The 18,681-nt window shown below is 63.6% G+C and carries 21 protein-coding genes; 2 read left to right on the top strand and 19 right to left on the bottom strand.

What is annotated here, in order from left to right; genetic code table 11:
• The first annotated feature begins 118 nt into the window (after positions 1-118).
• Positions 119-1,012 carry a LysR family transcriptional regulator gene (locus HX824_RS16415; protein ID WP_177054810.1) on the top strand — a complete coding sequence of 298 codons (894 nt, stop codon included), beginning with the start codon at positions 119-121 and terminating at the stop codon, positions 1,010-1,012.
• 161 nt (positions 1,013-1,173) lie between these two features.
• Here the strand turns inward: HX824_RS16415 and HX824_RS16410 are convergent, their stop codons facing one another.
• From HX824_RS16410 to HX824_RS16320, 19 genes are all read right to left on the bottom strand, one after another.
• Complete coding sequence (locus tag HX824_RS16410; protein WP_003209360.1) at positions 1,174-1,614, bottom strand: hypothetical protein; 441 nt, start codon at positions 1,612-1,614, stop codon at positions 1,174-1,176.
• A 26-nt stretch (positions 1,615-1,640) separates the two neighbouring features.
• On the bottom strand, positions 1,641-2,867 hold the full coding sequence (locus tag HX824_RS16405) for a beta-ketoacyl-ACP synthase (RefSeq protein ID WP_177054809.1): 1,227 nt from the start codon (positions 2,865-2,867) through the stop codon (positions 1,641-1,643).
• Positions 2,867-3,595, bottom strand: coding sequence for a 3-oxoacyl-ACP reductase FabG (gene fabG / locus HX824_RS16400; protein WP_087692521.1), 729 nt, complete (start codon positions 3,593-3,595; stop codon positions 2,867-2,869). The genes HX824_RS16405 and fabG overlap by 1 nt, the downstream gene beginning before the upstream one ends.
• Positions 3,592-4,053 (bottom strand): hotdog family protein, encoded by a 462-nt coding sequence (locus HX824_RS16395; protein WP_102604305.1) that lies wholly within the window; start codon positions 4,051-4,053, stop codon positions 3,592-3,594. The genes fabG and HX824_RS16395 overlap by 4 nt, the downstream gene beginning before the upstream one ends.
• The gene (locus tag HX824_RS16390) at positions 4,050-5,216 is read right to left on the bottom strand and encodes a beta-ketoacyl-[acyl-carrier-protein] synthase family protein (protein ID WP_102604304.1); all 1,167 of its coding nucleotides are present in this window, start codon (positions 5,214-5,216) and stop codon (positions 4,050-4,052) included. Before HX824_RS16390 ends, HX824_RS16395 begins: the two co-directional genes overlap by 4 nt.
• Positions 5,213-5,695, bottom strand: a complete 483-nt coding sequence (locus HX824_RS16385; protein ID WP_173883011.1) for a hypothetical protein — start codon at positions 5,693-5,695, stop codon at positions 5,213-5,215. The genes HX824_RS16390 and HX824_RS16385 overlap by 4 nt, the downstream gene beginning before the upstream one ends.
• Positions 5,692-6,426: a class I SAM-dependent methyltransferase gene (locus HX824_RS16380; RefSeq protein ID WP_102604302.1), complete on the bottom strand. Its 735-nt coding sequence runs from the start codon at positions 6,424-6,426 to the stop codon at positions 5,692-5,694. The genes HX824_RS16385 and HX824_RS16380 overlap by 4 nt, the downstream gene beginning before the upstream one ends.
• On the bottom strand, positions 6,423-8,741 hold the full coding sequence (locus HX824_RS16375; RefSeq protein ID WP_177054808.1) for an MMPL family transporter: 2,319 nt from the start codon (positions 8,739-8,741) through the stop codon (positions 6,423-6,425). The genes HX824_RS16380 and HX824_RS16375 overlap by 4 nt, the downstream gene beginning before the upstream one ends.
• Positions 8,731-9,456 (bottom strand): outer membrane lipoprotein carrier protein LolA, encoded by a 726-nt coding sequence (locus tag HX824_RS16370; RefSeq protein ID WP_177054807.1) that lies wholly within the window; start codon positions 9,454-9,456, stop codon positions 8,731-8,733. Before HX824_RS16370 ends, HX824_RS16375 begins: the two co-directional genes overlap by 11 nt.
• Positions 9,453-9,878 (bottom strand): thioesterase family protein, encoded by a 426-nt coding sequence (locus HX824_RS16365; RefSeq protein WP_177028670.1) that lies wholly within the window; start codon positions 9,876-9,878, stop codon positions 9,453-9,455. Before HX824_RS16365 ends, HX824_RS16370 begins: the two co-directional genes overlap by 4 nt.
• A complete protein-coding gene (gene hutH / locus HX824_RS16360) occupies positions 9,871-11,412 on the bottom strand; it encodes a histidine ammonia-lyase (RefSeq protein ID WP_177008294.1) in 1,542 nt (513 codons plus the stop codon). The genes HX824_RS16365 and hutH overlap by 8 nt, the downstream gene beginning before the upstream one ends.
• Positions 11,396-12,331 (bottom strand): glycosyl transferase, encoded by a 936-nt coding sequence (locus HX824_RS16355; RefSeq protein WP_003209381.1) that lies wholly within the window; start codon positions 12,329-12,331, stop codon positions 11,396-11,398. Before HX824_RS16355 ends, hutH begins: the two co-directional genes overlap by 17 nt.
• Positions 12,328-13,062: a glycosyltransferase family 2 protein gene (locus HX824_RS16350; RefSeq protein ID WP_177054806.1), complete on the bottom strand. Its 735-nt coding sequence runs from the start codon at positions 13,060-13,062 to the stop codon at positions 12,328-12,330. Before HX824_RS16350 ends, HX824_RS16355 begins: the two co-directional genes overlap by 4 nt.
• A 167-nt stretch (positions 13,063-13,229) precedes the next feature.
• Entirely contained in the window at positions 13,230-14,900 is a 1,671-nt protein-coding gene (locus tag HX824_RS16345; protein WP_177054805.1) for an acyl-CoA synthetase family protein, read from the bottom strand.
• Positions 14,897-15,442 carry a membrane protein gene (locus tag HX824_RS16340; RefSeq protein WP_008439202.1) on the bottom strand — a complete coding sequence of 182 codons (546 nt, stop codon included), beginning with the start codon at positions 15,440-15,442 and terminating at the stop codon, positions 14,897-14,899. Before HX824_RS16340 ends, HX824_RS16345 begins: the two co-directional genes overlap by 4 nt.
• Positions 15,439-15,693, bottom strand: a complete 255-nt coding sequence (locus tag HX824_RS16335; RefSeq protein WP_003209389.1) for an acyl carrier protein — start codon at positions 15,691-15,693, stop codon at positions 15,439-15,441. Before HX824_RS16335 ends, HX824_RS16340 begins: the two co-directional genes overlap by 4 nt.
• Before the next feature lie 9 nt (positions 15,694-15,702).
• Entirely contained in the window at positions 15,703-15,972 is a 270-nt protein-coding gene (locus HX824_RS16330) for a phosphopantetheine-binding protein (protein WP_008439197.1), read from the bottom strand.
• Positions 15,950-16,762 carry a 1-acyl-sn-glycerol-3-phosphate acyltransferase gene (locus HX824_RS16325; RefSeq protein WP_177054804.1) on the bottom strand — a complete coding sequence of 271 codons (813 nt, stop codon included), beginning with the start codon at positions 16,760-16,762 and terminating at the stop codon, positions 15,950-15,952. Before HX824_RS16325 ends, HX824_RS16330 begins: the two co-directional genes overlap by 23 nt.
• Positions 16,738-17,460, bottom strand: coding sequence for a beta-ketoacyl synthase chain length factor (locus tag HX824_RS16320; RefSeq protein WP_177049099.1), 723 nt, complete (start codon positions 17,458-17,460; stop codon positions 16,738-16,740). The genes HX824_RS16325 and HX824_RS16320 overlap by 25 nt, the downstream gene beginning before the upstream one ends.
• Before the next feature lie 348 nt (positions 17,461-17,808).
• On the opposite strand from HX824_RS16320, the gene HX824_RS16315 reads away from it, so the two are divergent.
• The gene (locus HX824_RS16315) at positions 17,809-18,579 is read left to right on the top strand and encodes a ParA family protein (RefSeq protein WP_003209397.1); all 771 of its coding nucleotides are present in this window, start codon (positions 17,809-17,811) and stop codon (positions 18,577-18,579) included.
• The last annotated feature ends 102 nt before the right edge of the window (positions 18,580-18,681 follow it).

Raw genomic sequence — 18,681 nt, 5'->3', positions numbered from 1 at the left:
CCTCGGGGAGGAAAGGCTGCCAGGGCTGGCAATGCAAAAAAGAATATAGCTCCCTATTGATTCTTTCCAATATATTGTTCGACCTGTTTAAGAGCTTTTACGACCTAATGAGGTTTTCATGGAACTGCGCCACCTGCGTTACTTCATCGCCGTGGCTGAAGAGCTGCATTTTGGCCGCGCCGCGCAGGTGCTGGGGATCTCCCAGCCGCCCCTGAGCCAGCAGATCCAGGCGCTGGAGCAGGAGATAGGTGCGCGGTTGTTTGAGCGTACCAATCGTCGGGTCGAGCTGAGCGAGGCCGGCAGGTTGTTCCTGCAAGAGGCGCGGTTGGTGCTGGCGCAGGTGGATAAAGCGGCGGACGTGGCGCGTCGGGCGCAGCTGGGGGAACTGGGGGAGTTGAAGATTGGCTTCACCTCTTCTGCGCCGTTCAACTCCAGCATCCCACAGGCGATCTTCGCGTTTCGCCAGGCATTCCCGGCGGTGCATTTGAATCTGCAGGAGATGAGCAGCACGGAGGTGGCCGAGTCGCTGCTGGATGAGTCGATTCAGGTGGGGTTGATGCGACCGTTGCCGTTGCCCGATTCCCTGAGCGTCGTGGAACTGATGCGCGAGCCCTTGGTGGCCGTGCTGAACGCCGGGCATCCGTTGGTGGAAGGCAGCGAGCGGGGTTTGCACCTGGCGCAATTGGCCGAAGAACCGTTTGTGTTTTTCCCGCGGACTTACGGCAGCGGGTTGTATGCCCAATTGATGAGCCTGGCGCGTGATGCCGGCTTCAGCCCGCATTTCGCCCAGGAGGCCGGGGAGGCAATGACCATCATTGGCCTGGTGGCGGCGGGGTTGGGTGTCTCGGTGTTACCGGCGTCGTATCAGCGGATCCGCATTGATGGCGTGGTGTATCGCACGTTACTGGATCAGGAGGCGGTGACGGCGGTGTGGCTGGTGCAGCGCAAGGGCCAGCAGACGCCGATGGCCAAGGCGTTTGTCGAGTTGCTGACCCGTAAGGCATTGGTATGACCGACGCATAACCTGTGGCGAGGGAGCTTGCTCCCGCTGGGCTGCGCAGCAGCCCCGAAACCCGACGACTGAGTTTTACCAGGCAACCTTCAATCGCAGGTTTCAGGGGCGCTTCGCGCCCCAACGGGAGCAAGCTCCCTCGCCACAGGGAAGCGGGTGTTTCAGTTCTGCTTCGACGTCCCGGTCTGCTGGAGCAACTGCGCCGTGTCACTCACACCATTGGTGCGCAACGCCGCCAGGATGTCACGGTCCAGCATGCTCACCCAGCGGTTGTAGTTGCGGTGAATCTTGCCGTCCTTGTAGCCCAGGTCGCGGCTGTCGCGGTAGGTGATGGCGTAGCTGGTGGCGGTGTAGCGGATGTCGATTTCAGCGTGGAACTGGTTGCGCACGTTGATCTCGGCCTGCACCAGTTGCGGGCTCAGGCGCTGCACCACCCATTGGCGTTTGTTCAAGGCCGCGATAATGGTCTGCTTCATTTTTTCTTCGTTGACCTGCGGGTTCGCCGGCAAGTCGTGCTGGGTGTTGAGCACCGGTTTGTTGGTGCAGCCAGCGGTGGTGAGCAGGGCCAAAGCGACCAGTGTTGCGCGTAGCAGGGAAGACATTCCATTTCTCCAGTCAGTAAAAAAACTTAGACCCAGCGGCGGAAAATCAGCGAAGTGTTGACGCCGCCAAAGGCAAAATTGTTGTTCATCACGTAGTCGCTGTGCAGCTCGCGGAACTCACCTTGCAGGTAGTCCAGCTCGCCGCAGCGCGGGTCGACTTCGTCGAGGTTGAAGGTGTGCACGTATTGGTTGCGGTTCATCATCTCGATGCTGAACCACGACTCCAGCGCGCCGCATGCGCCCAGGGTATGCCCAAGGAAACTCTTCTGCGAACTGATGGGCATGCGGCCGCCGAACAGGCTGCTGGTGGCCAGGGTTTCGGCGATGTCGCCCTGGTCGGTGGCGGTGCCATGGCCGTTCACATAGCCGATCGCGTCGGGCGCAAGCCCCGCATCTTCCAATGCCAGTTCCATGGCGCGGCGCATGGTGGCCTGTTCCGGGCGGGTGGTGTGCTGGCCGTCGGCGTTGCTGCCGAAGCCGACGATTTCGGCGTGGATATGCGCGCCACGGGCCAGTGCATGTTCCAGCTCTTCGAGTACCAGGATGCCGCCGCCTTCGCCGATCACCAGGCCGTCGCGGCCACTGTCGTAGGGGCGCGGGCTGGTTTGTGGTGCATCGTTTTTCAGGCTGGTGGCGTACAGCGCATCGAACACCATGGCTTCGGTAGGGCACAGCTCTTCGGCGCCACCTGCCAACATCAGCGGCAGGCGGCCGAACTTGATGGCCTCATAGGCGTAGCCGATGCCCTGGCTGCCGCTGGTGCACGCGCTGGAGGTGGGGATCAGCCGGCCGGTGAGGCCGAAGAAAATGCTGATATTCGCTGCCGTGGTGTGGGGCATCATCCGCACGTAGGAGTTGGCGTTCAGCCCCTCGGCCACCGAGTTCAGCAGCATATTGCCGAAGGCCTTGATCTCGTCGGTGCTGCCGGTGGACGAGCCACAGGCCACGCCCATGCGCCCGTCCTTGATCGACTCGTCGCCCAGCAAGCCGGCGTCTTTGAGCGCCTGCTCCGCCGCCCATACCGCCAGCCGGGAAACCCGGCCCATGCTGCGCAGTTGCTTGCGGGTCCAGTGGGCGGGTACCACGAAATCATCGATCGGCCCGGCCAGCCGTGTGTTCAGTTCGGTGAAACGGTCCCACTCATCCATGCGCCGGATGCCGCTGCGGTTGGCGCGGAAGTTGGCGGCGATGGTTGCCCAATCGCTGCCCAGGGACGTAACGCCGGCCATGCCGGTGACCACCACGCGTTTCATCAGCACAGGCCTCCATTCACGGCCAGCACTTGGCGGGTGATGTAGCCGGCTTCTGCCGACATCAGGAAATTCACCGCCCCGGCGACTTCTTCCGGCGTGCCCATGCGCTGGGCCGGGATCATTTTCATCAGCTCTTCCACCGGTACGTTTTCATCGAGCATCGCGGTGTCGATCAGCCCGGGGGCCACGCAGTTGACGGTGATCTTGCGCTTGCCCAGCTCGATGGCCAGGGCCTTGGCGGCGCCGATCAGGCCGGCCTTGGACGCGCTGTAGTTGACCTGGCCGCGGTTGCCGATCAGCCCGGATACCGAGGTGATGCACACGATCCGCCCGGCGGCGCGACGACGAATCATCGGCATCATCACCGGGTGCAGCACGTTGTAGAAACCGTCGAGGTTGGTGCGCATCACCACGTCCCAATCGTCTTCCGACAGCGCTGGAAACGCGCCGTCGCGCGTCAGGCCCGCATTGAGCACCACGCCGTAATACGCGCCATGGGCTTCCACGTCGGCTTCAAGGATCTCCTTGCAGCTGGCGCGGTCCGCCACATCGAATTGCAACACCCGGGCCTTGCGCCCCAGCGCTTCGATTTCGACCTGCACCGCATCCGCCTCGGCACGCCCGCTGCGGCAATGCAGCACGATGTCGTGCCCGGCCTGGGCCAGGCGCACAGCGATAGCGCGGCCGATGCCACGGCTGGAGCCGGTCACCAATACGGATTCAGTCATGGCGTGGTGTCCTTCGATTCATCTAAATAGTTGGCCGCCTGGGGCGGTCGAAATACGTTCAAGCGCGCGCTGGCCTGGATGCCGTGACCGGTGAGGTGGCATTCGAACACACCCATGCCGTTGTCGTCTTCCAGGGAGCGCAGGCCGTGGATGGTCAGCTCGGTGCCTGCGGGAAAGTGCTCGACGTTGCACTCGAACTTGCGCGTGCCCAGCAGGAAGCCCAACTCCACGGCTTCACCTTTCTGGCGCGCGCGGCAACCGGCGTAGGCCGCGACGCTTTGCGCCATCAACTCAATGCCGACCCACGCGGGCAGGCTGCCATCGGCGCGGTTGAAAAGACCGCCGGGCTTGACCGTCAGGCGGGTCTGGATCTGTTCTTCATCAAAGCTCAAGACCTGATCGATCAGGATCATGTCACCGGCGTGGGGCAGCAGTTCGGCGAGCGGCCAATCAGTCATGGGGCGTCTCCGATAATCAGGCTGACGTTGTTGCCGCCGAAGGCAAACGAGTTGCTCATCAGGCAGCGTTTTTCCAGGGCGTCGCCGGGCGACGCCCACTTCAGTACGGGCAGGTCGGGGTCCGCCTGGCCATCCCAGACATGCGGCGGCACTATGCCTTCTGCCAGGCTCAGCCAGCAGAACGCCGCTTCCAGCGCGCCGGCGGCGCCCAGGGTGTGGCCGGTCATGGGTTTGGTCGAGGAGCAGGCTACGCCGTCCGGGAACAGGGCCGCGACCGCCAGGCTTTCCATGGCATCGTTATGTTGGGTAGCGGTGCCGTGCAGGTTCAGGTAACCGATTTGTCCGGGCGCCAGTTGTGCGCTGGCCAGGGCCTTGCGCATCGCTTGCAACGCACCCTTGCCGGTAGGCTCGGGGGCGGAAATATGGTGGGCGTCGCAACTGGCACCACTGCCCAGCAGTGCGACCGGCGCCGGGGTTTTGCTCATCAGGAACAACACGGCGGCTTCGCCGATATTGATGCCGTTGCGGTTCAGCGAAAACGGATTGCAGCGCTCTGCCGAAACCGCCTCCAGCGACGAAAAACCATTGAGGGTCAGCTTGCACAGCGTGTCGACGCCACCGCAGATCACCGCATCGCACACGCCCAGGTCCAACAGGCGTTGGGCACTCATCAGCGCTCGTGCGCTGGAGGTGCAGGCGGTGGAAATCACGTAGGCCGGGCCGCTCAGTTGCAGCCAGTCGGCGAGGAAATCGGCCGGGGCGCCAAGCGCCTGTTGCTGATAGTCGTAGTCGGCGGGGAACTGGTTTTCCCGCAGATAGTGGGCGATGCCACGGCTGGCTTCATCGATGCCCGAGGTGCTGGTGCCGAGCACGATGCCAATGCGCGACGCGCCGAACGTTTGGATCGCTTGCCGGATCTCGTCGTCAATCTGCAACGCGGCTTCCAACAGCAACTGGTTATTGCGGCTGCGATGGGATTCCAGCCCGGGCGGTATCGCCGCCAGTTCACCGTGCACAGCGGCCACCGGCAACACACGCTCCGGCACCCAGCCGCTTTCGGCGCGCATGCCGGAGCAGTCGCCGGCAAACAGGCTGCGGCTGACTTCGCGCTTGTCGCGGCCCAGGGCGCAGATCACGCCGAGGGCATTGAGGTAGGCGCTCATCGGGCAGCCCCAAGCGGCGAGATGTGGTAGGTCAGGTGTTGCCCGATCACGTCCACGCGAAACACCAGGGAGGAGTGATAGGTGATCTTCCAGTGGGACGGCAGGGTGCGGATCAGGTCCATTTCCTGGGTCCCGGGGTACAGCCTGGAAACTTCATCCGCCGAGGTCAGGGCGAACAACAGCGCGGCAAACAGTTCACGCGCCTGGGGATTGGGCGGCAGCAGACCGTCGGCCTGCCAGGCGCCATTGATCAGCATCTGCCGAGCCTGGGGAATGCCCAGCGGGTCCATCATCGACCAGCGAATCCCGCCGCCTTCGCGCTGCATCACCAGCAACCAGTCCTGGCGTTGGCCATCCTGTTCGCGCTGCACATGCAGTTGCAACGGCAGGCTCAGCACCGGGTTTTTCGACGGCAACGGCGGCTGGCTGGCGCAGGCACTCAGCAGCAACAGGCAACCGATCAACAGCATTCGGATCATGTTTCAGTGCTCGCCAGAGGTTTACGGGCAACCACGTTGACCAAGGTTTCTTCGCGCTGGCCGGCCGGTTTTGGCTGGCGCAGGCCCCAGCGCTCAAGCAGGCCGAAATCGGTGGCGCGGCTCCACCACAGGTACGGGTACGAGACGTTCTGCGGGCCGAACTCAAAGCCCTGCTCGCGAATCATCTCAAGGTACTCCTCGGCGCTTTTCTGCACATGCATCGGGTGACGAAACAGCCAGCGGATTACCCAAGTGTCGATATAGGCCTCGGTGGATTCGGCAAACAGCAGGTAGCCGCCTGGCTTGAGCACCCGATAGAACTCTTTCAGGGCGCGATGCTGTTCCACCAGATGATGGAAGGTCTGGTGACAGAACAGCACGTCGACACTGGCGTCGGCCACGTCGAGGGTCGCGCAGTCGCTGCCGATCAACTCGATGGCGATGCCCTGGCGCGCGGCTTCGGCGCGGCTCAGGTCGAGGCTGTGGGGGTCGGCGTCGAGGCCGATCAGGCGGTCGGGGGCGAACACCTGCTGCAGGTACTGGAACGACTTGCCCTGGCCGCAACCAGCGTCCAGCAGCACCGGGGCAACCGGCAGCGGGTCGCTGAACAGGCTGCGCAGGTCGTTGATGGCCACGCGCAGCACATGGTGCTGCCAGGTGTGGCTGCGCAGGAACCAGAAGCCGAATTTGGTTTCTTCGACGTAGTTTTTACTCAGGTATTGGCTGCTCATCTCATCTTCCTTGTCCCGGACGGGCTGGCCCACGGCGCCAGCATGAAGCTGAACGCCAGCCCCAGGCTCACCGACAGCCCAAAATTACTCACCGCCGGTGTGCTGGAAATAGCCAGCAGGCCGAACGATAGCCAGGTAGTCACGGCCGCCAACAGTGTGCCCAACAGGCTCACGGCGGCGCCGCCAATTTGTTCACGCATCAGGATCGCGTAGTCGACGCTGATGGCGGTCACCAGCAGCAGGCCGAACAGGCTGAACAACGTCAACGGCTGCCCCAGCCAACCCAGGCTGGCCAGGCTGCACAGCGCCGCCAGTAACGGCAGGGCGACGATGCGCAAGGCACCGCCGAAGCCGAACGGCAGGATCAGCAGCAGTACGATCAACACGCAGGACATCAATTTCAATTCCGCCGCGCTGATCTGTGTGGCAGCGAATACCTGGTTCAAGTCGCCGAGGCGATCCACCAACTGCACGCCGGGCAGATCCAGGGCCTGTACCCGCAGCAAGGCCGGGTTGTTCAAGCCTTGCAGGCTCACCATCGCCGCCACGCCACCGTCGACATTCCCCAGCCACAGCGTGCGCCACGGCTCGGCCAGCGGGCCGACCAGTGCTGCGTCGATGTCTTCGGTGGGCAAGGCCTGCAACTGGGCCAGCTCGGCTTGCAGCGCGCTGGCGGGCACACCGAGGTCCAGCAATGGCTGCCAGTACTGCGGCAGCTGGTTAAGGGCTTCACGCAGTTGCTGTTGCTCCGCCGGCGCGCTGACCAACTGGTTGAGCGCCAGGTAACCCTGGAGCTTGTCCATGTTCACCAACTGATCCAGGCGCTGGCTCAGCGCGGCCTGGCGTTCCAGCAACTGCTGCTGGTTGTCCGCCCGCACCAGGAAGAACTGGCTGGTGGGCTGGAACCCGGTAATCCGCGCAACGGCCTGGGCTTCCTGCAGCAACTGCGGTGGCGCACCGATCCACTGGCGGATATCGTTTTTGCTGTTCAGGTGCCACAGCCCACCGGCGCAAAACACCAACACCAGTACCAGCAACACCGGGCTTGGCAGGCGCTTGAGCAGCGACTCGCGCACGCTCAGCAGGAACTCGGCAATGCGCAGGGGCCATTGCGCCGGGCGCAGCTCGACGCCTTTGAGCAAGGCCGGCAACAGGCACACGGCCGACAGGTAAGCGCCCACCAGACCGGCAGCGGAGAACACCGCGATTTGCGTCAGCGCCGGGAACGGCGTCCACGCCAGGGCCAGGTAACCGATGCAACTGGTGGCCAGGCTCAGGCTCAGGCCCGGCAAGGTCAGGCGCAAGGCCGGCCAACTGCGCCAAGGGCTCATGCTCCAGCTCTTGGACAGGTAATGCAGCGGGTAATCCACCGCCACGCCGATCAGGCTCGAGCCCAGCACCAGCGTGATCACATGCATATGCCCGAACAGCGCCACACAGGCCACCGCACCAAACAGCATGCCCACCAGCACCGGCACGAACGCCAGCAACACCCGCCAGCGGCGGAACGCAAGCAGCAGCAATAACAGGATGCCTACCGTCGCGCCGCCGCCGACCCAAGTGATTTCCCGCGTGGCCTGCTGCTGACCATTGGCTGCATACAGCAGGCCGCTGGCGGCGAGCAATTGCGCGCCTTGCTGGTCGGCCTGCTCGCGGCTGGCCTTGAGCAGGTCAGCCACTTGCAGCGGCAGTTTCATGTCGAAGGCATTGCCGGTGGTGCGGGCCCGCAGCAGTACCCAGCTTTTGCCGTCGGCATCGGCGATCAGCGCGCCGCTGCCGATATCCAGCTGCACCGAACCGTGTTGCGGCTGGCTGTTCTGGATGCGCCCGGTGAGGCCCAGCCAATCGTCCTGGCTGGGCACCAGGCTGAAGCCGGTGAACGGGTCGAACAGCGCCTGAACCCGCTGCTGAATAAACGCCTGGGGCTCGTCGATCAGTTGCTCGCGATCCTTGGCCGAGAGCATCGCCAGCCGGCCTTGCAGCAACTGCTGACGCAGGGCCGGCAGGTCGGCTTGGAGGTTCCACTGGACCTTTTCAAACAGGCCGCTGGCTTGCCAGGCTTCGCCCAATTGCGTCGCCATGGCCACGGCTGTTTGCCGGTCGGCATGCCCCACCAGCACCAGCATTTCGCGGTTCAGCGGTTCCTGCATGCGCTGTTCGGCGCGCAGCTCCAGCGCATCCGGCGCGGTGCCGGGCACCAGTTCCATCAGGTTCGCCGACAGCGGTGCGCCATGGCGCCATTGCCAGCCCGCCAGGGCCAACACGGCCACCAGCAGGATCAGGAACAGGCGCGGCAACCAGCGTTCACTCGGCAAAGTCGTGTTGCTCCGCGTCGCTCAAGGGCTGGCTGCTGGTGCTGTCCTGCATGCGCAGTACGGTGCTGTCGCCCTGGGTTTCCAGCAGCTCGATCTTCTGCACCAGTTCGCCGCCGTCGATATTGATTTGGGTGAACACCTGCTTGAGCAGCAGCGAGCGCGGGATCAACGTGAGTTTCCACTGCTGGGCTTCGCCTTGCAGCTGCAGTTCGAAGTCACGCTGCAAGCCGCTGCTGTCGCCCTGTAACACGGCGAGGAACAAACGGTTCTGCTCGGCGCCGGCGCTCTTGTTCGGCAACAATTGCCAGCCGTTGGCGTCACGCCGGGCGATGCCGTTGGCGCTGATGCGGTAGTCCTGTTGCAGCGGGGTTTTCAGCAGCCACAGCAGGCCGTGATCCTTGGCCAGGACAAACGTGCCCTTGCTGGTCAGCGGCTGCGGCAGCGCGCGCAGGTGTTTTTCCTGGATGAAGTTGCCGTGGATCACCGACGGTTTTGCAAGCTGATCGCTGAGTTGTTGCAGGTCGAAAGCATGGGCCAGGCCTGGAATGCTTAACAACAGAATGAAGGCGATTCCTGTGGGAGCGGCGGTGCGACGATTCGACTTGCTCGCGAAGAACCTGAGGGCGCCACGGGGTGTCAGGCGGCCTGCGTTATCGTTGACGATTTTCGCGAGCAAGTCGAATCGTCGCACCGCCGCTCCCACAGGGAATCTCATTTCAAGGCTCTCTCTATGGCGTCAGTGAATATTTTTGGCGACGCCAACTGCATTTCGCGGCTGGCAATTTCCACCGCCACTTGCACGGTGCTGGCGCGGGTCAGGCGTTCACCGGTGGCCTTGTCGCTGATCAGGTAATTGACCTTCAAGCGGTTCTCCCACTCCACCAGGCTGGCGCGCACGTTGATGGTCTGGCCGAAGGTCGCACCGCGCACATAGCGCAGCTGCATGTCGATCACTGGCCAGGCGTAGCCCGCTTGCAGCATAGCCGTGTAGTTGTGGCCGAGCTTGTCCAGCAAGGCGCAGCGAGCGATTTCCAGGTACTTCACGTAGTGCCCGTGCCACACCACGTTCATGGTGTCGATGTCGAAAAACGGCACGAGGATTTCAGTGTCGCAGTGCAACACACCGGGGCTACGCATGCAGCCTCCAGTGTTGCTCGGCGATGCGTTTCAGGCACAGGCGCAGTTCGCCTTCCAGGGCGCGGTCTTCGATGACCGGCGGGAAGTCTTTGGCCAGTTCGATGTGCATGGCAGCCAGCGCCGGGGGCAGCGGGCGCGCGTCTTCTGCCTGAGCCCGCAGCCATACGCCCTGGTTGGCGGCGAGCAAGGTGGCGGCGGCGACTTGTTCGGTCAGTTCCAGCACACGAATCGCATCGCGGGCGGCGATGGTGCCCATGCTCACCTTGTCCTGGTTGTGGCACTCGGTGGAGCGCGAGAACACGCTGGCCGGCATGGTGTTTTTCAGCGCTTCGGCGGTCCAGGCGCTGGTGCCGATCTGCACGGCCTTGAAGCCGTGGTTGATCATCGCCCGCTCGGCTGGCGCACCGGACAAATTGCTCGGCAAGCCGTGGTTGTAACGCACGTCCACCAGCAGCGCGAGCTGGCGGTCCAGCAGGTCGGCGACGTTGGCCACCAGGGTCTTGAGGCTGTCCATGGCGAACGCGATGTGGCCGCCGTAGAAGTGGCCGCCGTGCAGCACGCGTTCTTCTTCGGCGTCGATGATCGGGTTGTCGTTGGCGCTGTTGAGTTCGATCTCGATGAACGAGCGCAACCAGTTCAGGCTGTCGGCCAGCACGCCCAGGACGTGGGGCGCGCAGCGCAGGGAGTAACGGTCTTGCAGGCGATGTAGCGGCGCGGTCGGCGCGTCAATCGCCAGATCCTTGCGCAGCCAGGCGGCGACTTGCATCTGCCCCGGGTGCGGCTTGGCGGCGAACAGGCGCTCGTCGAAATGCTCCGGATTGCCTTGCAGCGCCACCACGTTCAGCGCGGTGATGCGCGTGGCCAGTTGCAGCAGGTAGTCGGCGCGGGCGAAGGCCAGGCAGGCGAGGCCGGTCATCACGGCGGTGCCGTTCATCAGTGCCAGGGCCTCTTTCGGGCGCAGTACCAGCGGGTCCCAGCCCAGCTCGCGGTGCACCTCCGCCGCCTGGCGACGTTCGCCACGGAACAGCACTTCGCGCTCACCAGACAAGGTTGCGGCCACGTAGGACAGCGGCGTCAAGTCACCGCTGGCACCTACCGAGCCTTCTTCCGGAATCAGCGGCAGCACGTCGAATTCCAGGAACGCGTGCAGGCGCTCCAGCAACTCCACGCGCACGCCCGACACGCCATGGCACAGCGACTGCAACCGCGCCGCCAGCACCGCGCGGGTGGCTTGCGCATCCAGCAACTTGCCCAGGCCGCAGCCGTGGAACGTGTAGAGGTGGCGGGGCAGTGCTTCGACGTGCTCCAGCGGCACCGCCACCACGCACGAGTCGCCGTAGCCGGTGGTCACGCCGTAGATCACGCCTTCCTTGTCCAGCAACGAATCCAGGAACTGCGCGCCCTTGGCGATGCGCTGGCGGTACTTGGCATCGGCTTGCAGTTGAGTCGGCGCCTGACGGTTGGCCAGGGCCAGCACGTCTTCGATGCGCAGGGGAATTTCGCCGAAGGTTACCGGCTCAAGATGCGTCGTCATCGGTCTTCCAGAAAGGGTAAAAGTTGAACCATTGTTGGGGCGCTTCCAGGCAGAACTGGCCCAGGCGCTCGGCGTAGCGGGCGGTCCATTGTGCGATCACCTGCTGGCGGTCGCTGCGTTTCCATTCGATCAACCGGGCGAACGGCTCGATGATCAGGCGATAACGGCCTTGATGCTTCAAGCACATCAGCAGGTTGACCGGGCATTTCAGCAAACCGGCCAACAGCCACGGGCCTTGGGGGAAGGCGGCGTCATGGCCGAGGAAATCCACGCGCACCGTACGCCCGCCATGCAGCGGTACGCGGTCGCCGGCAATCGCCAGCCACTCGCCGTCGTCGAGGCGCTGGCTGAGCAGCATCATCACCGCCGGGTCAAGTTCGCTGACCTGGATCAGGCGCAGATTGGTCGCCCCGGCTTCGCCCAGAATCCGGTTGAAACGTTCAGCGTGCTTGGTGTGCACCAGCACGTTCATGGTGACCTTTTCGCCAAGCTCGGCGAGGGCGCGGCACACCTCAAGATTGCCCAGGTGCGCGCCCACCAGCATCTGCCCGCGTTCGCTGCGCAGCTGGCCGCGCAGTTGGGCCGGGTCGATGATTTCGATCTGCTCCAGGCGCAACTTGCCGTTCCATACGTCGAGCTTGTCCAGCAGGGCGTCGGCGAATGCCATGAACTGGCCGAAGACGCTTCTGTGGGTAGGGCGCAGGTCGTCGCGCCGGCTCCAGTCGGCCAGGCGCTGCTGGTATTGCCAGGCGCTTTGGCGGGCCGTGCGGCCGAACAGAAAGAAGTAGAAAACGATGCCGTAGAGCAGCGGGCTCAGCAGCCGGCGCCCGAGGACCTTGGCGGCGAAGGCGGTGAATTTCATCAGCCAGAAGCTGCCACGCTCCTCGCGGTCGGCCCAGTGCTTGGTGTCCTGGCTCATGCCTGCCACCGGCGCCAGAGGATCATCGGCGCGCGCACCAACATGCCGAAGAACAGCCGGGTGTGCATCGAGGAAATCAGCGCGTTGTCATGGAACAGGCGAAAGTGCGACAGGCCGTCGGCGGGGTAGTGGACCTTGGTCGGCAGCCAGCGCATCGGCTGGTTGCGCCAGGCCAGTCGCACCAGGATGTCGGAGTCGAAATCCATGCGTTTGCCGATGTTGGCCGAGTCCATCAAGGCCAGGGTCGGTGGCAGTGGGTACACGCGAAAGCCGCACATGGAATCGCGGATCTGCAGCGACAAGGTGTTGATCCACACCCAAACGTGGGTCAGGTAGCGCGCGTAAAGGCGGCCCTTGGGCACGCTGTCGTCGTATTCCGGGTAGCCGCAGATCACCGCATTCGGGTGGGCGCGGGAGGCGTCGAGGAAGGTACCGACTTCCCGCAGGTCGTGCTGGCCGTCGGCGTCCACTTGCAGGGCGTGGGTGAAACCCAGGCGTGCGGCTTCGCGAAAGCCGGCCATGACGGCGGCGCCTTTGCCCTGGTTGGCGGGCAGGGTCAGCAGGGACACGTTGTCGAGGGTTGCCAGTTGCGCCAGCACGGCGGCGCAGGCGGCGCTGCTGCCGTCGTCTACCAGCAGGCATGGCAGGCCGCTGGACAGCACGCTATGAACCACGGCGGGCACGGCGGCTTCGTGGTTATAGACCGGGATCAAGGCGCAGGGCTTATGCATAACAGGTACCCCATTGGCACAAGCACTTCGTGTGGCGAGGGAGCTTGCTCCCGCTGGGCTGCGAAGCGGCCCCAACACAGGCGACACCGATTTGCCTGATAAACCACAGTGCCTGGGTTGGGAGCGCTGCGCACTCCAGCGGGAGCAAGCTCCCTCGCCACAAAAGCTTAATCACTGACCCTCTCCAGCACGATCCGCCCACTGGAGCAGGCGGCCGCCTCATTGCGGTAGGCGAAGTACAACTTGCCGCGCTCCTGGTCGAACCGCAGGTGCAGTTCGATCCGGTCATCCGGGCGCACCAGTTGCTGGAACTTGAGCACCTCCATCCCGGCGAACGGCCCCGGCAGCTTGAGCAGTTGCTGGCCCAGGCTCAGCGCCCAATCCACTTGCACCACACCCGGTAGCACCGGGGTTTGCGGGAAGTGGCCGCTGAAGTAGGCGAGGTCCGGCGGGATCGCCAGTTGCAGGGTCCATTCACCGTTGGCTTCGACTTGTTCCAGTACTTCCGGGGCTTTCGGGCGCGGTGCCAGCAGCAGGGCTTCGACGTCGGCCTGGGGCAGCTTGCCTTGGGTGTTCAGCGGCAATTGGCGCAACAGGCGCCAGCGGCGGGGCAGGGCCAGGGCTTCGCAGTGTTGGCTCAAGTGCTGGCGCAGGGTTTGGGTGACGGTGCGCCGGCCCTGGTTACGCAGGGCATGCAAGCCGTCTGCGCTGAGCACCACGAGGGCGCCGAGGGAGGCGCGGTTTTCCTGCACCACGCCCAGGCGCGTTTCAGCGACCCAGGCATGGTCCATCAGCGCCTGTTCCAGCATCGGCAGGGAGATGCGTTTTTCTTCCAGCTTGACGATGCGGTCCAGGCGGCCGAGCAATTCGAAGCGGCCGTCGGCGTGGATGGTGGCGGCGTCGGCGGTCTGTTCGACATGGCCGGCGGGCAAGTATGGCGAGGCGATGCGCAAGGCGCCGTCGGCGTCCTGGCTCAGTTGCACGTCGGCAAACGGCTGCCACGGTTGTTCGCCCTGGCGCCAGGCGATGCCGCCGGTTTCCGAGCTGCCGAGGATTTCCGTCGGCCATTGCTGCAAACGCTGATGCAGGCTGCCGGCGGCTTCAAGGGGCAAGGCGCCGCCGGAGGAAAACACCCGTTTGACCGGTGTAAGCGCTGGCCAGTCGAGGTTGTCACCCATGCGCTTGAGGAGCGCCGGGCTGGCGACCCAGGCAAATTGCGCATGCTCCCGGCTGGCGCGCTGCAAGTCCTCGGGAAATGCCAACTGTTGGCGCACAAAGGTGCGCCCGGCACACAACGGCCACAGCACCCGGAACAGCAAGCCATAGATATGCTGGGTGGCGACGCTGCCGATGATGCAGGCCTCGCCCAGGTCGGCGCCCCACAGGGTTTCCAGCGCCTGGACCTCGTTGGCCATCTGGCGCAGGGTTTTGTCGATGCGCTTGGGTTCGCCGCTGGAGCCGGAGGTGCACAGGCTCAGGCAGCAGGCATCCAGGTCCAGGGCTGCGGCGCTTGATGGCGCTTGATACAGCGCGTCCAGGTCGCCGGCCTCGGTCAGCCAGGCGTCGACGGCATCGTCCCAGCGCTGGCGCGTCTGTGGTTGCAGGTCGGCGGGCAACAACACGCTGACGCCTGCGCGCCACGCACCCAGCAGGGCGATCGCCAGCAAGCCGGCATCTTCCAGGTACACCGCCAGGCGCTGGATGCCCCGGGCTTGCAACCCGGCGGCCAGGCTCAGGGACTTCTCCCACAGGTGTGGGTGATCCAGGGCAGGTTCGGTGGTCACCAAACGCTGCTCCACAGGCTCAAGCAGCAAGTGCTCAAGATTCAACCAATTCATACGCGGCCTCGAACCCTTTGTCGTACCAGCCATTCCACGGCAAACAACAGCCCCATCAGCCCGTAGGCGATCATGCCGTTGTACAACGTCCACCAGCTCAGCGGCGCCCACAGGGTGAGCGCGGCGGCGAGCAGGCCGTTACACAGGAAAAATACACTCCACACCACGGTGACCTGGCGGGTATACACAATCGCTTCTTCGGGCAGTTGCGGCTCGCTCATGCGCGCCAGGCGCTCGACCATCGGCGGCCCGTATTTCAGGCTCAGGCCGAACAGTGCCAGCATGAAGGCGCTGACCAGGCTCGGGTACCAGCGCAGCATCTGCGGGTTGTCGAACCAGGCGAGCAGCAGGCAAAAGACAATGATCGCCGCCGCCATCCAGCGGCTGCCCGGGCGCCTGGCGCCGGTCAGGGCGCGCAACAGCCACAGGCTGCCCAGCAGCAGGCCAAATTGCCACGGGGCAAAATGCTCAGTGCCGTAATACACCGCAAAAGGGTACAGCAGCCCCGCCAGCAACAGGCCAAGGCCGATCAGCCGGCTCATGCGGCCGGTTGAACCAGACGGTAGACCGCCTCGACCACGTCATTCACGGTACGCACGGCCTTGAACTCTTCGGCGGCGATTTTCTTGCCGGTCTGGCGCTTGATGTGGTCGATCAGGTCCACTGCATCAATGCTGTCGATTTCCAGGTCCTGGTACAGGTTGGCGTCGAGCGTGACGCGTTCCGGTTCCAGTTCAAACAGTTCCACCAGGGCGTCGCGCAAGGTGTTGAAAATATCGTCACGAGTTTGCATGGTACGGTCTCAAGCTGCCTGTCGGGCCGTGACGAACGCCGCGAGGCTGGCCACGTTGGTGAAGTGATTGCGGGTGTCCTTGGCGTCGGCATCGATCTTGATGCCGTACTTTTTCTGGATCGCCAGGCCCAATTCCAGGGCGTCGACTGAATCCAGGCCAAGGCCTTCGCCGAACAGGGTTTGCTCGTTGCCGATGTCGCTCTCGCTGATGTCTTCCAGGCCCAGGGCCTCGATGATCAGCGTTTTTATGTCGTGCTCAAGGCGGTGTTGGTCGCTCATCTTCGGCGAGCTCCTTAATAAAATACTGGTGCAGGTAATCGTTGAGCTTGCGTGATGCCTGGGGCGCGGGCCCTTGTGCGGCAAACGCCTGTGGTTCTATATCGGCACCCACGCGCAAACTGAAGTGAAAGCGGCGATTCGGGATGCGATACCAGGGTTCGGCCTTGGTCAGGGTGGTGGGGCTGACCTTGATCACTACCGGAGTGATGATGCTCGCACCGCGCAGGGCAATGGCGGCGGCGCCGCGATGAAAGGTCGGTGCCTGGCCCGGTGAGGTGCGGGTGCCTTCCGGGAAAATGATCAGGGTCTGGCCGTCCCGCAGGGCATCGGCGGCGGCGTCGAGCATGTCGGCGCTGCCGTCGTTGCTGATGTAACCGGCGTCGCGCACCGGCCCACGGGTGAACGGGTTCTGCCACAGGCTCTGCTTGACCACGCAGTTGGTCTGGCGCATCTGGGCGATCAGGAACACCACGTCCACCAGCGACGGGTGGTTGGCGATGATCATCTGGCCCGGGCGGCCGAGCTTTTCCGCGCCTTCGACGCTGTAGGTCAGGATGCCCAGGCGCGTCATCATGCGGATAAACAACCAGAACAGGCAGCTGATGGTGTGGCGGGCGCGTCGCTGATGCTGTGTGGCATCACCCGGCAGGCAACTGAGCAGCGGAAACACCAGCACACGCAGGCACAGGCCGCCGAGGCCAAACAGGGCGAAGGCGGTGGCAGTGGCGAACAGGCGCCAGTAGTAGGCCTTCCGAGGCTTTTCGGTCAGGACTTGCGTTGCCAGTTCCATACTCGGTTCTTCCAGGCATGTTGGCAGGCGCCCTCTTCGTTCAGCAGGGTGCGCAGCAGGTTCAGGGCGTGGGGCCACTGGGCTTTGGTGGTGGGTTGGACAGCGGCTGTATTCAGTTCCAGCTGCCACTCGTCGCCCGGTGTCAGCAGCAGGCCGAGGGCGTAGGGGAAGGGCACGTCCTCGATCCAGCGCGCATAGGCTTCGGGGGGCTGTTCCTCGGTAATGATCAGCAATACAGCCGGTGCGCCTTCATTGAGCAGGGCAGCGGCTTCGAGCATGCCGTGCTCCAGGCCATCGCCGGCGGCGGCGAGGGCGGTCATTTCACTGGTTTCATTGCGCAGGATCGACCACAGGCCAATCACCGCGTTATGCACCGACAGGCTGAACTGGGTCGGCGACAGGGGCTCGTCGTTGGCCAGGTCGCTGAGAATATCGAGGGTGCGTGGGGTTTCGCCGTGACGGGAAACAAACACCAATGGCAACTGTTGCAAGCCTTCGGCCAGGGGCCAGCCCACACTGAAGGCCATGCGCGCCAGGCGGCTCAGGCGCCGGCGCTGCATGGCCGGCAGGAAGGACACATCGGGTGCCGCGTCGCTGCGGGCGAGCAATGTCGGCTGCCGGCACCAGGTGCGCCAGTCGTCCGCGCTTTCGAGCCCGGGAGCCCAGGCGCGCCATTGGGCGATGTTGAAATTGATCACTGAGAAGTTATCCCGCCCCTGCGGGCTTCCTTGTGCGGCCATTGGCCCCGAATACCGGGACAGGGTGCAATCGCCGAATGGCGCGCATTATCCCGGTGCTGCGGGGTTCTAGCAAACTTTGGTAAAGAATTGTTCACGGATGATTACAAATTCGCTGGAAAGAATTACCGATTGTCCATCATGCAGGTAGGGCAGCAGGTGTCAGGCAATTCCTGCTTTGTCGGACAGACGGGAAATTGTTATGCGAGATAGAGCCTCTGATGCTGTAGTACAGGAACAAACGAGGTAGCTAACGGGCGCTTTTGCCCTCTACACTCGGGTCATTCATTGATACACGGAGGTTTTTCCATGCGGCGCGTGGTGTTCAACCAAAAAGGCGGTGTTGGCAAGTCCAGCATTGCCTGCAACCTGGCGGCGGTCAGCGCCAGCGAAGGCTATCGAACCCTGTTGGTGGACCTCGATGCCCAGGCTAACTCTACCCAGTACCTCACCGGGCTGACCGGCGACGATATCCCCATGGGAATCGCCGACTTCTTCAAGCAAACCCTGTCTTCCGGGCCGTTTTCGAAGAAGAACCAGGTGGATATCTACGAAACCCCGTTCGACAACCTGCACGTCATCACCGCCACCGCGGAACTGGCAGACCTGCAGCCCAAGCTCGAGGCCAAGCACAAGATCAACAAGCTGCGAAAGCTGCTGGATGAATTGAGCGAGGACTACGACCGGATCTACCTGGATACGCCGCCGGCGTTGAACTTTTATGCCGTTTCAGCGCTGATTGCCGCTGATCGCGTGCTGATCCCCTTCGATTGCGACAGCTTCTCCCGCCAGGCGCTGTATGGCCTGCTGGCAGAGATTGAAGAATTGAAGGAAGACCACAACGAAGGGCTGGAAGTGGAAGGCATCGTGGTCAACCAGTTCCAGGCCCGGGCGAGCCTGCCGCAGCAGATGCTGGATGAATTGATTGCCGAAGGTTTGCCGGTACTGCCGGTGTACCTCACCAGTTCGGTGCGCATGCGTGAATCGCACCAGGCGAACATGCCGCTGATCCACCTGGACCCACGGCACAAGCTGACACAGCAGTTTGTGGAGTTGCATAACTTGCTGGAAAACGCGTGATTTAGCAGGCAACACATCACCCATGTGGGAGCGGGCTTGCTCGCGAATGCGGTGGATCAGTCGAATTCTCTATTGACTGACTCACCGCATTCGCGAGCAAGC

This window comes from Pseudomonas sp. D4002 (assembly GCF_013385665.1).
In the GTDB taxonomy this organism is placed as follows: Bacteria; Pseudomonadota; Gammaproteobacteria; order Pseudomonadales; family Pseudomonadaceae; genus Aquipseudomonas.
This window is presented reverse-complemented; position numbering and strand designations above follow the sequence as displayed.

Coding starts and splice junctions, on each gene's coding strand:
- HX824_RS16380 (WP_102604302.1), bottom strand. CDS start 6,426: ATGAGCAGCCAATACCTGAGTAAAAACTACGTCGAAGAAACCAAATTC.
- fabG (WP_087692521.1), bottom strand. CDS start 3,595: ATGACTGAATCCGTATTGGTGACCGGCTCCAGCCGTGGCATCGGCCGC.
- HX824_RS16385 (WP_173883011.1), bottom strand. CDS start 5,695: ATGATCCGAATGCTGTTGATCGGTTGCCTGTTGCTGCTGAGTGCCTGC.
- hutH (WP_177008294.1), bottom strand. CDS start 11,412: ATGACGACGCATCTTGAGCCGGTAACCTTCGGCGAAATTCCCCTGCGC.
- HX824_RS16390 (WP_102604304.1), bottom strand. CDS start 5,216: ATGAGCGCCTACCTCAATGCCCTCGGCGTGATCTGCGCCCTGGGCCGC.
- HX824_RS16345 (WP_177054805.1), bottom strand. CDS start 14,900: ATGAATTGGTTGAATCTTGAGCACTTGCTGCTTGAGCCTGTGGAGCAG.
- HX824_RS16355 (WP_003209381.1), bottom strand. CDS start 12,331: ATGAGCCAGGACACCAAGCACTGGGCCGACCGCGAGGAGCGTGGCAGC.
- HX824_RS16335 (WP_003209389.1), bottom strand. CDS start 15,693: ATGCAAACTCGTGACGATATTTTCAACACCTTGCGCGACGCCCTGGTG.
- HX824_RS16370 (WP_177054807.1), bottom strand. CDS start 9,456: ATGAGATTCCCTGTGGGAGCGGCGGTGCGACGATTCGACTTGCTCGCG.
- HX824_RS16340 (WP_008439202.1), bottom strand. CDS start 15,442: ATGAGCCGGCTGATCGGCCTTGGCCTGTTGCTGGCGGGGCTGCTGTAC.
- HX824_RS16350 (WP_177054806.1), bottom strand. CDS start 13,062: ATGCATAAGCCCTGCGCCTTGATCCCGGTCTATAACCACGAAGCCGCC.
- HX824_RS16410 (WP_003209360.1), bottom strand. CDS start 1,614: ATGTCTTCCCTGCTACGCGCAACACTGGTCGCTTTGGCCCTGCTCACC.
- HX824_RS16325 (WP_177054804.1), bottom strand. CDS start 16,762: ATGGAACTGGCAACGCAAGTCCTGACCGAAAAGCCTCGGAAGGCCTAC.
- HX824_RS16330 (WP_008439197.1), bottom strand. CDS start 15,972: ATGAGCGACCAACACCGCCTTGAGCACGACATAAAAACGCTGATCATC.
- HX824_RS16395 (WP_102604305.1), bottom strand. CDS start 4,053: ATGACTGATTGGCCGCTCGCCGAACTGCTGCCCCACGCCGGTGACATG.
- HX824_RS16405 (WP_177054809.1), bottom strand. CDS start 2,867: ATGAAACGCGTGGTGGTCACCGGCATGGCCGGCGTTACGTCCCTGGGC.
- HX824_RS16415 (WP_177054810.1), top strand. CDS start 119: ATGGAACTGCGCCACCTGCGTTACTTCATCGCCGTGGCTGAAGAGCTG.
- HX824_RS16315 (WP_003209397.1), top strand. CDS start 17,809: ATGCGGCGCGTGGTGTTCAACCAAAAAGGCGGTGTTGGCAAGTCCAGC.
- HX824_RS16365 (WP_177028670.1), bottom strand. CDS start 9,878: ATGCGTAGCCCCGGTGTGTTGCACTGCGACACTGAAATCCTCGTGCCG.